The 15,717-nt window shown below is 46.9% G+C and carries 15 protein-coding genes and 1 tRNA gene; 9 read left to right on the top strand and 7 right to left on the bottom strand.

Going from position 1 to position 15,717, the window contains the following annotated elements; translation table 11 throughout:
- Window positions 1-1,323 carry an ABC transporter substrate-binding protein gene (locus tag IEX98_RS24970; protein WP_188892414.1) on the top strand — a complete coding sequence of 441 codons (1,323 nt, stop codon included), beginning with the start codon at window positions 1-3 and terminating at the stop codon, window positions 1,321-1,323.
- A gap of 88 nt (window positions 1,324-1,411) precedes the next feature.
- Here the strand turns inward: IEX98_RS24970 and IEX98_RS24965 are convergent, their stop codons facing one another.
- Window positions 1,412-2,206 (bottom strand): SDR family NAD(P)-dependent oxidoreductase, encoded by a 795-nt coding sequence (locus tag IEX98_RS24965; protein WP_268237842.1) that lies wholly within the window; start codon window positions 2,204-2,206, stop codon window positions 1,412-1,414.
- A 141-nt stretch (window positions 2,207-2,347) separates the two neighbouring features.
- Here IEX98_RS24965 and IEX98_RS24960 point away from each other — a divergent pair, with 141 nt between their 5' ends.
- Window positions 2,348-2,629, top strand: a complete 282-nt coding sequence (locus tag IEX98_RS24960) for a MerR family DNA-binding protein (protein WP_229692381.1) — start codon at window positions 2,348-2,350, stop codon at window positions 2,627-2,629.
- A gap of 105 nt (window positions 2,630-2,734) precedes the next feature.
- Here IEX98_RS24960 and IEX98_RS24955 read toward each other — a convergent pair.
- Window positions 2,735-2,818, bottom strand: a tRNA-Leu gene (locus IEX98_RS24955).
- 202 nt (window positions 2,819-3,020) lie between these two features.
- Here IEX98_RS24955 and IEX98_RS24950 point away from each other — a divergent pair.
- Window positions 3,021-3,443, top strand: coding sequence for an Rrf2 family transcriptional regulator (locus IEX98_RS24950; protein WP_188892411.1), 423 nt, complete (start codon window positions 3,021-3,023; stop codon window positions 3,441-3,443).
- 259 nt (window positions 3,444-3,702) lie between these two features.
- The gene (gene cysI, locus IEX98_RS24945; RefSeq protein WP_188892448.1) at window positions 3,703-5,448 is read left to right on the top strand and encodes an assimilatory sulfite reductase (NADPH) hemoprotein subunit; all 1,746 of its coding nucleotides are present in this window, start codon (window positions 3,703-3,705) and stop codon (window positions 5,446-5,448) included.
- 121 nt (window positions 5,449-5,569) lie between these two features.
- On the opposite strand, the gene IEX98_RS24940 is transcribed toward cysI, so the two are convergent.
- Window positions 5,570-6,106: a dihydrofolate reductase family protein gene (locus IEX98_RS24940; RefSeq protein ID WP_188892410.1), complete on the bottom strand. Its 537-nt coding sequence runs from the start codon at window positions 6,104-6,106 to the stop codon at window positions 5,570-5,572.
- 220 nt (window positions 6,107-6,326) lie between these two features.
- On the opposite strand from IEX98_RS24940, the gene IEX98_RS24935 reads away from it, so the two are divergent.
- Window positions 6,327-7,850 (top strand): PucR family transcriptional regulator, encoded by a 1,524-nt coding sequence (locus IEX98_RS24935; RefSeq protein WP_188892409.1) that lies wholly within the window; start codon window positions 6,327-6,329, stop codon window positions 7,848-7,850.
- Between the two features lie 186 nt (window positions 7,851-8,036).
- Window positions 8,037-8,870: a uroporphyrinogen-III synthase gene (locus IEX98_RS24930; RefSeq protein ID WP_188892447.1), complete on the top strand. Its 834-nt coding sequence runs from the start codon at window positions 8,037-8,039 to the stop codon at window positions 8,868-8,870.
- Between the two features lie 99 nt (window positions 8,871-8,969).
- On the opposite strand, the gene IEX98_RS24925 is transcribed toward IEX98_RS24930, so the two are convergent.
- The 3 genes from IEX98_RS24925 to IEX98_RS24915 all read right to left on the bottom strand — a co-directional run bounded on the left by IEX98_RS24925 (window position 8,970) and on the right by IEX98_RS24915 (window position 11,376).
- Complete coding sequence (locus IEX98_RS24925) at window positions 8,970-9,734, bottom strand: amino acid ABC transporter ATP-binding protein (RefSeq protein WP_188892408.1); 765 nt, start codon at window positions 9,732-9,734, stop codon at window positions 8,970-8,972.
- Between the two features lie 36 nt (window positions 9,735-9,770).
- Window positions 9,771-10,427 carry an amino acid ABC transporter permease gene (locus tag IEX98_RS24920; protein ID WP_188892407.1) on the bottom strand — a complete coding sequence of 219 codons (657 nt, stop codon included), beginning with the start codon at window positions 10,425-10,427 and terminating at the stop codon, window positions 9,771-9,773.
- A 91-nt stretch (window positions 10,428-10,518) separates the two neighbouring features.
- Complete coding sequence (locus IEX98_RS24915) at window positions 10,519-11,376, bottom strand: substrate-binding periplasmic protein (RefSeq protein ID WP_188892406.1); 858 nt, start codon at window positions 11,374-11,376, stop codon at window positions 10,519-10,521.
- Window positions 11,377-12,142: 766 nt separating this feature from the next.
- On the opposite strand from IEX98_RS24915, the gene IEX98_RS24910 reads away from it, so the two are divergent.
- Genes IEX98_RS24910 through IEX98_RS24900 form a run of 3 tightly spaced genes read left to right on the top strand, consistent with a single transcriptional unit; the run spans window position 12,143 to window position 14,530 of the window.
- The gene (locus IEX98_RS24910; protein WP_229692380.1) at window positions 12,143-12,502 is read left to right on the top strand and encodes a c-type cytochrome; all 360 of its coding nucleotides are present in this window, start codon (window positions 12,143-12,145) and stop codon (window positions 12,500-12,502) included.
- A gap of 23 nt (window positions 12,503-12,525) precedes the next feature.
- Window positions 12,526-13,524: an ABC transporter substrate-binding protein gene (locus tag IEX98_RS24905; protein WP_188892405.1), complete on the top strand. Its 999-nt coding sequence runs from the start codon at window positions 12,526-12,528 to the stop codon at window positions 13,522-13,524.
- Window positions 13,514-14,530 (top strand): FecCD family ABC transporter permease, encoded by a 1,017-nt coding sequence (locus IEX98_RS24900; protein WP_229692379.1) that lies wholly within the window; start codon window positions 13,514-13,516, stop codon window positions 14,528-14,530. The genes IEX98_RS24905 and IEX98_RS24900 overlap by 11 nt, the downstream gene beginning before the upstream one ends.
- 85 nt (window positions 14,531-14,615) lie before the next feature.
- Here the strand turns inward: IEX98_RS24900 and msrB are convergent, their stop codons facing one another.
- Window positions 14,616-15,713: a peptide-methionine (R)-S-oxide reductase MsrB gene (gene msrB / locus IEX98_RS24895; RefSeq protein ID WP_188892403.1), complete on the bottom strand. Its 1,098-nt coding sequence runs from the start codon at window positions 15,711-15,713 to the stop codon at window positions 14,616-14,618.
- Window positions 15,714-15,717 lie beyond the last annotated feature (4 nt).

Below are 15,717 nucleotides of genomic sequence, written 5' to 3'. Positions count from 1 at the left end.
ATGAATAAGAAATGGACCTTACTTTTACTGGCAGCATTCTTAATGTTAACGGCATGCAGCAAAACCGATTCTTCAGTGAACTCTGGCGCTTCGTCGCCGGGCGGGAAGAAGACTGTTGTTGTGGCGGTCATGAACTCAGATCCCTTCTTGGAGAAAGCAGCCCAGGCATTTGAAGCCCTTCATGACGATATTCATATTGAAATTAAATCCCATATGGCTAGTCCTGATGGAGATGGCAGAATAGCGTTAACGCTAGCAGATATGGAGAAATATATTCAGTCGGTAACGACGCAAGCAATCGCTGGTAAAGCAACGGATTTGATTGCGATGGGGATATTGCCTGAAGATAAATTTGTAGAAAAGAAGGTATTAGTCAATCTGAACGACCTTATGGAGAAAGATTCCTCCTTTGATAAAAAACAATATTACGGGAACGTTTTGAAATCCTCTCAAATTGGAGACGGTCTTTATGTCATGCCGCTTTCCTTTTCGCTTGGTGCCGTGCAAGGCAATGTGGAGCTGTTGAAGAAAGCCAATATTACTATAAATGATCACAATTGGACTTGGAATCAATTTGCTGATATTACTAAGAGACTGAAAGAACAGAACGGTTCTGACTATTTGGCGTTCGTCGGACCTGGTGAAATACTTGCGGATTACATCAACGAAAACTTTTCTGATCTTTTGAAAAAAGGGAATCCGGATTTCGATTCTGACACGTTCAGAGATGCACTGACGCAAATAAAAGTGATGTTCAGCGAGAAGGTAATCGAAGGAAACTATACGGAAACAGACAAAGTGCTGTTTTCAATGAAGAGCATGAGCAATCCCAAAAATGTATTATTGTCTGCTCTAGATCCGAAGCTTCAGTATTATCAGAAGCCGACAATGAACGGTAAATCGTCGGGTTGGAAGATGGGCTCCTTTACTACGTTTGGTTTGAATAGCAAATCGAAGGTTCAGCCGGAAGCTTGGGAATTTCTCAAATTTATGCTTTCTGAAGAGATGCAGTCCGCACCAGAATTAATGGGCTTTCCATTAAGCAAAGCTGCGCTGGATAAAAAATTCGCTGACACGGAGCATGCGCTTGAACAAGGCGAGCTGGAAGTGAATTTTACCATTCCCGATTCCGAAACTGTGAAGAAACAAATTCAATCCTTAAAAACATTGTTGGAGGGAGATGGAGGGGAGAAGTCATTCAGTGATCAGAAAGTGCTTGATATCGTCTTTGAAGAGTTTGAACCTTTCATTACGGGACAGAAGTCAGTTGAAGAAGTGAGCAAACTGATTCAAAACCGGGTGAAGACGTATTTGAATGAGTAACTAGAACATACAGATAAATATAGAGAACCCCAACGTTGTGGCCGCACTATGTTGGGGTTCTCTGTTGTTGGAACTAGAGTCATCCGGCTTATTGTTTATTGCTATTACGCCATGCTGTCTGTCCCATATGATTTCGCATGACAGTCATGTACCGATCTTCAGACTGAGACCATCTCAGCTTGGCCATTTCTTCTGCATCCGGGCCTGCGAGAAAGCGCAGCCGATCCGACTCATCACAGGCAGCAGCGTATATTTGGGCAGCGACCTGATTTTCATCCGCATCTTCGAATGGATAATTCATCATCGATTGCATCATGTGGTCATAATAAGCTTGGTACGAGGCTGGAATGGACAAGTCTTGGGTCGCAGACATGGTGTTTACCGTGAAGTTCGTTGTCCGTATAGCCCCTGGCTCTACAAGCTTGACGGCAATGTTTTGCGATTCAAGCTCGTATGACAACGATTCCGACAATCCTTCAATTGTATGCTTGGTCGCAGTATAGACGGCTAGAAGAGGGGATGTCGCAAAGCCGACGCCTGAACTGATATTGACAATAGTTCCGCCCCCCTGATTGCGAAAGTATGGTGTGATAGCTTGAATTACATTCATGACACCGAAGACATTGGTTTCGAAAATGCGGCGGACAACATCCATAGGTGTCGCTTCAAAAATCGAAACAACGCTGACTCCAGCATTATTCACAATGGCGTCTATGCGGCCAAATCTGGCGGTCCCTGCGGCAATTGCCGCCTCAATGCTGGCTGGATTTGTAACCTTCACATCCCGATCAACATCGGTAAGGACACCTTCCTTCTCATAAAAACGCAGCGTATAAGGTGAAATGCCCATTTTTCGCGAAACTTCCTTCACTGTATACGTCATGAATTACTCTGTAAGCTTACAGGGCGGTAGCCGCTCTAAGTCAAACGTCTTTTTTAACCCTTAATTGATAAGGGGCAGCATTTGATTTGGCGGGGTTAAGATCGTAAAATTCGTTAGAGTAACTCTAACTTAAAGAAGGAGATGGACCGGAATGGGATACGCTCGTATAGCGACAATAACCTCGATTGGATCGAAACGGTACAAGCACTTCGTTCAACAGGATTATCTTTGACAGAAATCAAACAATATATAGAGCTTTATAAAGGCGGAGACAGCACCTTGCCAGACAGAAAAAATATGCTGGCACATCAGAAAATGAAAGTGGAAGACCAAATAGCACTTCTAATGAGAACGCTGGAAAAACTTAATTACAAGATGGCATTAATTGATGCGCAGGAAAATAAATTTGAAAAGCTGCCTTAGAAGGAACGGCTGCTGATTTACAGGTTTTATTTATTTTTTGGCATGAAAAAAAGCCCGTGACCTGTTATTAAAACAAGTTCACGAGCTTATAAATTCAAGAGTTAATGCGGTCGAGAGGACTCGAACCTCCACGGCTGTTACACCACTAGAACCTGAATCTAGCGCGTCTGCCAATTCCGCCACGACCGCATATGTTGTGTCAACAGAAAATATAATATCATCTATGGCAGATAACAGTCAATAGGAAATTTAAAATAATCAGGATGTGCTATCGGAATACCGGGTATCGCAGGAGGATGGAAAGGCTGCCTTCCTGCATTGACAACGAAAACCGTTGTAACTATAATCGTCACATGAATAGCTGCGACTTACGAGCAAGGAGGCGTGCGGGATGAACAATAACCGGTTTGCCGTTGCTGTCCATATACTATCGTTACTGGAACTTATGAAGGATACGCGCTTAACCTCGGAATATATCGCAGGCAGCGTGAATACCAATGCCGTCGTCATCCGGCGGATAATGGGGATGCTGAGCAAAGCGGGACTTGTACTGACGAGCCCCGGGGTTGCCGGCGCTTCGCTTTCCCGTCCGACGGATCAAATTACGCTGCTGGACATTTACCGTGCGGTGCAAAGCGGCGGGCAAGAGGAACTGTTCGCAATCCATGATAAGCCGAATCCTGATTGCTCCGTTGGGAGGAATATCCAGTCATCGCTGGAAAATGTCTTCTCACAAGCGCAGCTGGCGCTGGAGAACAAGCTCTCTGCTTTAACTTTGGATCAGGTTACGACGGATCTGGCGAGTAAGATGTAGAAGATACAACAGCTTGTCGGCTGATTGATTTCTAGCAAGAGGAGTGAATAGCCCGTTTTCTTCTGATGAAGGAGGCGGGCTATTTCGCGTGCATTGTCATGGAGAGCTGACGGAGGAAAGGAATGGATGGCGAGTATTTCTGTCGGTTTGGATGGTTTGTCTTCGTCTATTTACTTTTATAATAGTAGGCAAGCTGGAACAATTGTGTTGAAAGGTGGCGCTAAGTGTGGATAATAAGCAAGCGGATGAAGTGCGTTCAATGTATGGAGCAACTTTGAAAGTGCCTGATTTGCCGCCCGCCGTCAAACCGCCGGCAGGACCGCCAAGTGAGGTAGAGCATATGAAGCGGGAAAGCGAATATTTACGCGGTACGATTTATGACGGTCTGCGGGACCGGATTACGGGATCGATCTCGGAGCAGGATAATCGGCTGCTGAAATTTCATGGCAGCTACATGCAGGATGACCGGGACGAGCGCAATGAACGCCAGAAGAAAAAGCTCGAGCCTTCCTATCAGTTTATGCTGCGCGTATTGGCGCCTGGCGGAGTCGCTTCCCCGCAGCAATATTTGGCGCTGGATAACCTTGCGCAATTGTATGGCAATCACACGATAAGACTAACGACGCGGCAATCTTTCCAGCTTCACGGTATCGTGAAATGGAATTTGCAGCAAACGATAAAAACCGTCAACGATATGCTGATGACGACCAAAGCAGCCTGCGGTGACGTAGTCCGTAATGTCATGTGCAACCCGAACCCGAATCAGTCCGATATCCATACCGAGGTATATGGCTGGGCGCGGGCACTTAGCGAACATTTATTACCGCGTACGCCTGCCTATCACGAAATATGGATCGATGATAAGAAAGTAACGGACAGCCTGCAAGGAAAGCTGGTAGAGCCTATTTATGGTCCTGCTTATTTGCCGCGTAAATTCAAAATTGGCGTAGCCGTTCCCCCGTCGAACGATATTGATGTATTCTCGCAGGATCTGGGGTTTATCGCCATTGTACAAGATGGAGAGCTGAAAGGGTTTAATGTGGCTGTAGGCGGCGGAATGGGTATGACGCACGGCGACAAGGAAACCTATCCTCAAGTGGCAAAGGTCATCGGGTTCTGTAAGCCGGAGCAGGTGATTGACGTTGCCGAGAAAACGGTACTGATCCAGCGCGATTACGGAAATCGTTCCGTGCGTAAAAATGCAAGATTCAAGTATACCATCGATCGCTACGGGTTGGACTGGTTTATTTCCACGCTGCATGAACGGATGGGCTGGGCTCTTGAGGAGCCGCTCCCCTATCACTTTGAGCATCATGGAGACCGGTACGGCTGGGTTAAAGGGAGCGACGGAATGTGGCACTTGACGCTGTTTATTATGAGCGGGCGAATCAAGGACGATCCGGGTTATAAGCTCATGAGCGGCCTGCGCGAGATTGCCCGTATTCATAAAGGAGATTTCCGGTTGACAGCCAACCAGAATTTAATCATTGCTAATGTGTCCAGCCGGAATAAACATAAAATTGCTGCTCTGGTGGAGCAATACGGATTAAGTGACGGGAAGCAGCAATCGGCACTCCGCCGGAATGCGATGTCTTGTGTATCCTTTCCTACATGCGGACTGGCTATGGCTGAAGCGGAACGCTATTTGCCTTCGCTGCTCGATAAGATTGAATGCCTATTAGATGAAGCGGGATTGCGGGACGATGAAATCGTCATCCGGATAACGGGCTGCCCGAATGGCTGCGCGAGGCCGGTGCTCGGAGAGATTGCTTTGATTGGCAAATCGCCGGGAAGATACAATTTATATCTGGGTGCCGACTTCATCGGGCAAAGAATGAGCAGATTATATGCGGAAAACTTGAATGAAGAGGCGATCTTGGAGCATTTGAAGCCATTGATTAACCGCTATGCCAAAGAGCGTTTATCAGGCGAGCATTTTGGCGATTTTGTCATCCGAGCAGGCGAAGTCAAGCCGGTTGCTTCAGGGCTGGATTTTCATCATTAACGAACAGTGCGGCTGATGATGTATCATATTGAAAAATAAACGAAACGGACGTCAGTGCGAAGGTTTGCGCGCAAGACGTCCATTTCGTTTATTAGCGATTCTTTCATAATGTTGGAGCAAGTTAAGCAGGGTTAATGGCATAACGCAATTGAATGATGTCACTTCCGATGGATTTGAAATCAAGCAGCTTGATTTCTTTGTGTTCAGGGCGTTCCTGGTTGAGCAGCAGGTTAACGCCTTTGCCCTCCAGAAGAGGCGAAATATTAAGAATGAGCTCATCGACAAGGCCTGCTTCAAGGAACGTGTTGTGAAGCGTCACGCCTCCGGCTAAAAGCGCAGTAGAATGGCCTTTTTCCTGAAGATAAGCGATTGCTTGCTGTGGGGTCGCCACGATTTTCACGCCGGGCAATTCCTGAAAGTTTCTTGAGATGACGACAATGTCGATCCCCGCAAAAGGGTCAGCCGCATTGTCCTTCGATGAAGGAGCAGGCTGATTACGCAGCAGCGCTTCAAACGTTCGGCGGCCAACGATATAATTTCCGGCTTCCTTGACGAATTCTCCAAAGTTATACAGCGCTGCTTCTGATGGCGCGTGGTCGTAATCAGATTGCGAATAGTTGCCGTTGGCGGACAAGCCCGCCCATAGTATCGTTTTCATTTTGATTTCTCCTCTTCGAGATTGGATTATAGAACAATGGATAAGCGTATTTCACTTTAGGATCCTCTTAGAATGACATCCCCTTTTTTGTAAAGAATATTTGCTCTATGGAGAAATTATATAAAATCGGTGGTACAGGAACCATGTGCTATAATTTAAATATACGGAGTTTTAGAAAGTAATTATTGTGCTGCAGCACAATTCATTGAGGAGGGTATATATGCAGCTGTCCGAGCTGGTAAGGCGTTTGAATAGCGGCCCTTTCGATTCCGTTCATTTTATGAATGAGTTGAAATCAGTTCATGCTTATTCCTTATTGAACTGGGAACAGGCTTTTTTTATGCCAGATTGCCTCTATATAGGTCCTGTATCCTTACTTCCGGCGACACCGCCTGTTCAAGAAATAAACCTTATATGCATAGAGGATGTACAGCTTCCGCAAGCGTATCTGGAGGCAGGGCACCTCAATCTTGCTCGTATAGCCGGATCTGCCTTGAGCCATTATGAGCTTTTTCATGCGGTCTCAGCCATAATGGGGGAAGAGGTACAGATAGCGTTAAATATGCAGAAGCTGTTTGATGCTTCCTATTCGAATTTGGGGCTGCAGTATTTGATTCAAGCCGCCAGCGACGTTTTCGGTCGTCCAATGCTGCTGAACGATACCAAATTTATGATTCTGGCATTGTCCGAAGGCGTACCGGATGCTGTTGCCTTGAGTGAAACAGCAAGCGGAGAGAAATATCTGGATGCCAGCATTATTTCGTTTATTCAAGACAATCATTTTCTGGGTCGTCTGCGCAACAGTGAACTGTCCTATTATGAGAAAAAATCAAATGACTTGCACGGGACGCTGGTTTCCTTGGTTCACATCCAGGGCATTGAGGTTGCGCAATTGGTATTATTTGAAGCGGGAAAGCCATTCAATCAGAGTGATATTAGATTGATTGAGCATTTTGGTAAATTATTGTCCACGGAACTTCAAAAGAACGATTTTTTCAATATCGGGAAAAATTTCATGCCTAATTTTTTTCTGAGAGATTTGCTGGATAAAAGGGTTAATGATGAAGAAGTAGTGGAGGCACAACTGAACTATCTGAAGTGGGCCAAGCATGAAACCTATCACATCATGACAATTGCGCATGAGGAAAACGATGCATTTGAACGAAAAGCTCCCTTTATCGTACATTCCTTGCAATCTTTTATACCGAGCGGCAGATTTATTATTTACAAGACCGGACTGGTTGTTTTTATGGATCGTGAAATCAGTGCTGCTATCTTGGGAAAATCGAATACGGCGTTTATCGAATATTTGCATGTGAACGCCTTAATTGCTGGTGTCAGTCTGCCTTTCAAGAAATTGTCCGAAAGCCGAAAATATTATGTACAAGCGCTGAAGGCGGGCGAATATGCACAAAGAAAGCATCTGGATTTTTGCTTATATGAAAAGCATATGCTTAATTTCCTGGCGGAACTTATTGTTGCCGAGAAAGATATTGCTGATTTCTGTCATCCCGCTGTTATTAAGCTAAGGGAAGAGGATCGGAATCATGGGACGGCTTTTGTAGAAACGCTAAAGTATTATCTGTATTATACGGATTCCCCGAATGAGGCTGCGAAGGCTTTAAATATTCATCGCAATACGTTGTTCTACCGAATTAACAAAATAAAACAGCTGGCAGATATTACGCTTGAAAATGGGGATGAGCGTTTTCAAATCTATTTTTCTATACAACTGCTCAACTGACATCCATTCATGTGCAATAGCTGGCCCCAATAGAAGTGGATGGCTGTAATTCATCCGATTTTGGATGGTTCGTTTTGCTGCCGTTTTTTTTATCATAGTGATTAAGTTGGAATTCAGCGAGAGGGAGTCTGGTGTATGTCTAAAATGATTGGCGAGAAAAAATTGGGGCCGTTTGGGGGAAACGCTGTGGCTAGAGGGCTGGAAGGCAAACGGGTTGTCATCGCAGGCTCCCGTAAATTGCAGGAGCTTAGTGAGATAATAGAGCGGCAAGGCGGCGAAGCTTTCGTTCGTCCGCAGCAGGGCTTGCTAATGCTGAAAGAGCGGGAAGTGGAACAAGAGCTGCTTCAATTGGCCGACAGAGGCACGGATTGGGCAATCTTCACGACAGGGACAGGATTTAGTGCTCTAATGGAGCAGGCAGAGAAAATAGGGGTTCGGGATCGGCTGCTGGATATCCTGCGGCATGCCAAAGTTGGTGCAAGAGGCTATAAAACGTTTAGTTTGCTGAAGCAGCAAGGTATTCAGACGCTTGTTGTAGACGAAGACGGAACGACACAAGGATTAATCCGGGCGCTGCAAGGTCAGCAATTTGCTGGCCAAGACGTTGCGATCCAGCTTCATGGCGAACCGATGCCGGAATTGGTTGCTTTTTTTGAAAGACAAGGTGCGGATGTACAGGCTATTTTGCCGTACAGGCATGTAGCTCCCGATCCCGATGTATCCCATCAGCTTAGCCAGGAGATAGTTGAAGGAGCGGTAGATGCCGTTTGTTTTACAACGGCAGTGCAGGTGCGTTATTTTTTTGAATTTGTGAAAAGCAATAATCTCTATTCGGATATAAAGGAAAGCTTTCGTAATGGGGTCATTGCAGTTGCAGTGGGCCGGATAACGGCGGAAGCGTTGAAGGAAGAGGGGATCGAGCGGGTAGTAGCACCCGAGAAGGAACGAATGGGCGCGATGATTATAGAGCTTGCGCGTTACTATCAGAATACAACGACGCAGCGAGTGATAATGGATTGAATCATTTCAGCTTTAGGCCGCTTCTGCTCGGTTGCGAGTCGGGGTGCGGGACTGGCGGCCCAAACTTTGAATGCCGTCAGTCCCGCAAGCCGCCCCCTGTCAACCGTGCAAACTGCTGAAAAATCGGTTCAGTCTGGCATTATCCTTCGATTCGAAAATTTCCTCCGGTGTTCCTTCCGCCACGATGCGGCCTTCTTCCATATATAGCACCCGGTCAGACACCTGACGGGCAAAACGCATTTCATGCGTGACGACGATCATCGTCATCCCTTCTTCGGCAAGCTGGGTCATCATTTGCAGCACTTCGCCTACAAGTTCAGGGTCCAAGGAGGAGGTAGGCTCGTCGAACAATAGCACACTTGGCTCCATCGCCAGCGCTCGGGTAATCGCTACCCGCTGCTGTTGTCCGCCCGACAGCATGCCGGGATAATCGTCTTTCTTTTCCAACAGACCGACACGGGCAAGCAGTTCCTCCGCATGCCGGATGGCCTCCCGTTTTGATTTTTTATTGACGTTAACGGGACCTTCGATAATATTGTCCAGTACAGATTTATGCTCCCACAGGTTGAAATGCTGGAACACCATGCCCACCTTGCTTCTTACCTTACTAAGCTTAAACTTGGAGAGAAAGGTGAGGTGACTGGCACGATTGAGCTTATATTCCACAGGCTGGCTGTCGATAACAATTTGACCGGAAGAAGGAACCTCCAGCAAATTAATCATCCGCAGGAGAGAGCTTTTTCCAGCTCCGCTGGGCCCAATAATGGAAACGACCTCGCCTTTTTGAATGGAGAAGTTTGTACTCTGGACAACGGTCTTTGTGCCAAAAGTTTTGCTTATATTCACCAGCTCCAGAACAGGCATAGCTGTGACCTCCTTATTACGTATACTGGCCTAAGCTTATTTGCGGCCGGCATTCAAATTCAGTTTCCGTTCGGTATAGATTTGCAGCGTCATCAGCAAGCTCGTCATGGCCAAGTACAACACGGCTGCAACGCCTAGCGTTTCATAAGGCATATAGGTGCTGCTGAACTGGCTTTGTGCATTCAACATTAGATCGGGGACGGTAATGACCGATACCTGAGCTGATTCCTTGAGCAATGCCACGGAGTTGCTAATATAGGTTGGGAGAATGAAGCGGATAATTTGCGGTATTCGAATCCGGATTAGAATTTGCCATGGAGTCATGCCGATCGCTTCCGCAGCCTCAATCTGCCCTTTCGGAATAGCCAACAATCCGGTTCGGATAATTTCCGCCTTATAGGCCGCGGCGTTAAAGGAGAGTCCAAGAAGTCCAGCCGCGAAAGCCGACAAGGTAATGCCAAATGGAGGCGTATAATAGATAAATACGAGAACCATCAAGATGGGGACACCGCGGAACACCCATATATAAGCGGTAGCCAGAAAGCGTATCAGCTTATTATGCGACAAGCGAAGTACCGCCAGAAAGAAACCAAGCAGCGTACCGACGACAATAGCTAATATCGAAATCTCAAAGGTAACGAGAGCGCCCTTTAATAGGAAGGGGAATACTTGAGCAATAGTTTCCAGATTCAATCATGCTGCTCCTTTCTATCTTTCGTCTGACACGATAACGGCCTCCGCACCCGGCTGCTTACCTTACCGATACGAAGGCCGAAAGTGCTAGTTATTTGTCAAATTGAAATCCAAAGTACTTCTCAGCAAGCTTCTGGTACGTGCCGTCTTGCTTCTTTTCCAGAATGATTTTATCGATCGCTTCCTTCAGCGCAGCGTTATTTTTACGTAGCGGAATCGCTACATCCACAATCGTATAAGGTTCTCCGGCAATTTCCAGCTTGGAGCCGTCAGGCGAATTCTTCAGATAGTCCCCAGCCGCATCCTGACCGATCGAGACAAGATCAACACGTTTGTTGACCAGATCCTTGAATACTTCCGTCCCGCCCGGATATTCCTTGATTTCTTTGTAGCCGCCGATGCCCTTTACAACGGCTTGAGCGGTTGCGCCGCCGATGACGCCAACTACTTTGCCTTGCAGGTCGTTAATATCGGCAGGGTTGTTGCTGCCTTCTTTGTTAACGACGGCTACAACGCCATCGCGGCCGTATGGCTCTGCGAAATCAACCGATTTCTTCCGTTCATCCGTCACATTGACCCCAGCCAGCAAAATATCGAATTTGCCTGCCAGCAGTCCTGGCGTCAAGCCCGAGAATTGTCCGGTAATGAATTCCGCCTTCACGCCGAGACCCTCGGCTATAATGTTGCCCCATTCAATATCGAAGCCAACCAATTCATTTTTTTCATTCATGTAGTTAAAAGGACGATAATTGCCGCCGGTGCCGATCACAATTTTTCCGGCTTTTTTAATTTTGTCTAACGTATTCTCATCTTTGCTGTCACTGTTTTGTTCAGTTGAGGCATTTTGAGGGGTGTTGGAGTTTGCAGGTGTATTGGATTTCTGGCTGCAGCCTGCCAAGAGAATAACAAATGCCAGAGTTAGAGTGAGTAATGAGCTGAATTTTTTCATAGGAGACCCTTCCTTCATTCATAGTTTTAGTGTAATTGCGTCTTATGTATTGCGGTTTACTACTGTTAATTCGAGGTGCTATCGACGTCCTTTCCTCGCATGCGCTCTGTTAAATTTTTCAATGACCGTTTGATAGATTATCAAGATTCGATAATTCATTATCAGATTTTTAGTTATTTTTACATAATATAATCTCATTAATCATAGTTGTCAAGTGGGTTTTATAAGAATTAATTTAGAAAATCAAAATGTAAAAGTGCAGGCTGATTGGTCCCAAAAGAGCTCCAAACAGCTATCAAAATGCAAAAGTGCATTTGAATTCCCCGATTCCCCCTCAGAGGTGCTTTTTCAGCCAATCAAAATGCATATTTGCATTTTGATGCGATAAATCGCCGAAAAAACGGCTGACAAACTGTACTTTTACATTTTGATTCGTGCAGCTGGTGTTCCCAGGAATGAAGGGAAGCGCACTATGAGCGTGAGGTTTTGCTATGAGGGGCAAGCATGAGCAGGGGTGAGCGGAGCGGTTTGAGTTCATGATGACATTTTGCAGGTTCGATCCATTTGTTATCGTATTAGCGATGATAGAAATGGAATCAAGAACGGCAGCATGGACCAAACCGCGCAGCGAGCCCGGGGCACCAAGCGCAAACCACTTGTCATCAAACGCTCATAAATTCAAGCCTCCGCATAGCTAGAACGGGTCATTTGAATTTGCGGTTCTTTTGTTATGATAGCTGTTGAATTGGAAGGGAAAGGAGATTTAATGATGATCAGATTTAAAAATGGTTTCGTAATATGTCTCTTGGCAGGTGTGCTGCTTTTATCGGCTTGCGGGGCACCAGGCGCAAACAATACGGATGCAACGAAAACAAGCAGTAATGGCGAGCAGAGCGCCGGCCCTAGTGATGAACAATTGATCTACAAGAAAAAATGTATATCCTGTCACGGTGTTGACCTGCAAGGCAGGGCTGGCCCCAGTCTTCAGAACGTTGGCAGCCGATTAACGGAGGAAGAAATCTTTGATATTGTGGCAAACGGCCGCAAAGGGATGCCGAAGTTTGAGAAGCGTCTCTCGGAGGAAGAAATCCATAACCTCTCCCGCTGGTTATCGGAGATGAAGTAGAAAGTGATAAGGAGGCTGTAAGATTGAATCCAAATAAAAGATGGTTTCTCTGGTTGGCGGGTATGTGCATTCTTGTGATCTTATCAGCCTGTTCCTCCAGCACCACCGCGAACTCAGGTCAATCGGGGGCTAGCACGGCATCTCCAAACAAGGATGAGCAAGGGCAGCCGCCGCCATATCTCACTTTCAAAGATGCTTCCGGTGAACAAGTAACATTGAAGCGTAAGCCGGAACGTATCGTTTTATTGAATACGGAAGCTATGGCGTTGTTTGATCAGCTTGGCGGCACAGCAGTTGGATTGGCAACCGCACCCGGAACAGAACTGCCGGAGGGAGCAAAGACGGTTGATATGGTAGGGGAAATTCAAGCCGTCAGCTTGGAGAAAGTGATCGCGTTAAAGCCCGATTTGGTCATTGGGCAAGCTTTTTTCCATGCGGGGCTTAGAAAATCATTGGCTGCCAGCGGCATTCCGCTAGCTTTAACGAAAATAGACAGCTATGACAAGGTTATAGAGACTGGGATACTGTTTGGACAGCTGCTGGGCAAAGAAAAGGAGACGGAACAAGCAGTTAAGGAAATGCAGAGCCGAATACAGGCTATTGTTGAAAAAGTGCCGAATCAACCAGTATCATTTGCCGCAATAACGATCATGCCAATGGGGGTGTCGATACAAAAAAGCGGAACGCTGACTCTGGATATAGCGGACCGTTTAAAGCTTAGAAATATAGCGGATGATATGCCGGCAGGCGACCATCCAGGCTCAGTGCCTTACAGTATTGAATCTTTAATTGCTGCAGATCCGGACTATATTTTTCTTGTCGTACACGGTACAGAGGAAGAGGGGAAGGAGCGGCTTAAGGAGGATATGGAGAAAAATCCGGCGTGGTCCTCTCTCCGTGCTGTTAAGGAAGGCAAGCTGTCGTTTTTGCCAGCTGACTTTGTCAATAATCCGGGGCTGGACATGGACCGGCCGTTTTCTTATCTAGCACATTTGGTATACCCGGATGCATTTGAAAACTAACGCGCAAAGAAGTGGAAGGCTTCCCGTACCTTCCCGGACTGTCGCTTTCATTGCCATCTTCTTGCTTGCTCTGGCTGGTGTTTTATTCAGCTTGGTTCAAGGAGCGGTCTCCATTCATGTGCTTGATATTATCGGCGTGTTTCGAGGGGCGGAAACGGGCGGCACTCACGATATTATTTGGAATGTACGTTTCCCAAGAACATTAGTAGCTGCGCTTGTCGGCATCCATCTGGCTCTGGCTGGCGCATTGCTGCAGGGCGTTATGAGAAACCCGATGGCTGATCCTCATATTATTGGAGTTTCATCAGGAGCGGGCCTAACCGGCATCGCTATGATTGTTCTTTTTCCAGCGTACAGCTATTTGATGACACCCGCTGCATTTATCGGGGCGTTAATCGCAGCGGGATTGGTCTATGCATTAGCTTGGAAAAACGGCATTCAGCCCGTCCGGCTTATATTAGCGGGAGTCGCCGTTTCGGCATTTTTCGGATCGGGCATATCCGCGATGCTCGTCTTTTACAGTGACCGGGTTGACGGCGCTTTATTGTTTCTGGTAGGAGGACTCTCGGCAAAAACCTGGCCGCACTTTCAGCAGCTTCTGCCCTATACAGTCATTGGCGGCATAAGCGCGCTCCTGCTCGCGAGGCGGATGAACATTTTAGCATTGGATGAGCAGAATGCGAAAGGCCTGGGACTCAACGTGGAAGCTGCGAGGGTTCTCGTAATAGCCGTGGCGGCATTATTGTCAGCCAGCGCCGTGAGCGTTGTGGGACTGCTTGGGTTTGTAGGCATGATTGTTCCGCATGTGACCCGGATGCTGTTTGGCCACGATTATCGGCTGCTGCTGCCTGCATCGGCTTTAATCGGAATTTCCGTTATGACGATCTTCGATACCTTGTCCAGAATTATTTTTGCTCCGATTGAACTGCCAGTCGGCATTTTGACTGGAGCGATCGGCGCTCCGTTCTTTATCTATTTATTAAGAAAGAAGGGGTCTCGCGTTTAAAGAGTGAAACTAAAAACAGGTCCGTGAATCGCTGCATGAGCGACTTCACGGACCTGTTTGTTGTAAAGCTAGCGTTCAGCTTCATTTATTCCACCGCAGATATCAAGTAGCCGTAATGCTCCTTATCCATTTGGTCGGCCGGGATGAATTGAATAGATGCGCTATTGATGCAATAACGTTTGCCTCCGCGATCTGCGGGTCCGTCGTCGAACACATGACCGAGATGAATGTCGCCTGCCCGGCTTCGCACCTCTGTTCGAACCATCCCGAAGCTCGTATCCTCATGATAGGTAACAACTTCCGCGATGATTGGCTTCGTGAAGCTCGGCCACCCGCAACCGGAATCATACTTATCCCGGCTGGAGAAGAGAGGCTCTCCGGTCGCTACATCTACATAAATGCCGGGTTCCTCATTATCCCAATACTCATTAGTGAATGCGTGTTCCGTGTCATTGTTGACAGCTACCGCATACTGAGCTTCCGTTAACTTCATCTTTAATTGTTCGTCGGTTGGTCTCGGATACTGCAAGGGATCGATCACGATCTCCTGATCATCCAGAATGCTTAGATCGATGTGGCAATATCCATTCGGATTTTTTTCTAAATAATCTTGATGATACTCTTCTGCCAGATAGTAGTTCTGCAAAGGCAATACCTCGGTGACAATCGGCTTACTGTACTTTTCTTGCTCCTCAGTTACAGCTTGTTGAATGACCTCTGCATCTTCGGCATTCGTATAGTAAATCCCTGTCCGGTACTGAACGCCTTGGTCATTCCCTTGCTTATTCATGCTAGTCGGGTCGATTACGCGGAAGTAATCGGCAAGCAGCTTCTGCAGCGTAACTTGCTTCGGATCGTATTTCACATGAACGGTTTCGGCGAAGCCGCGATCTCCTCGGATCACATCTTTATACGTCGGGTTTTCACCCTCTCCGTTCGCATATCCTGAGGTTACGTCATAAACACCATTGATGCGGGACATATATGCCTCCACACCCCAGAAGCAGCCGCCGGCTAAGTACAAGTCCCGCAGCTCGGAATCGGGAATTGGAGCGGGTTTGTTGACTTTGGCCGTCGTTGCTGTCTTTGCATCCTGCCGGGTATGGTCGGTACTGATGGCTCCACAGGCGGACAGCACTAGAACGATCGCAGCTAGAAATACGGCTAATGTAACGTTTCTCATAGAC

Source organism: Paenibacillus radicis (ex Gao et al. 2016) (assembly GCF_014641555.1).
Taxonomy (GTDB): Bacteria; Bacillota; Bacilli; order Paenibacillales; family Paenibacillaceae; genus Pristimantibacillus; species Pristimantibacillus radicis.
Note: the sequence above shows the minus strand (reverse complement) of the source record. Positions and strands in the feature narration are given on the sequence as shown.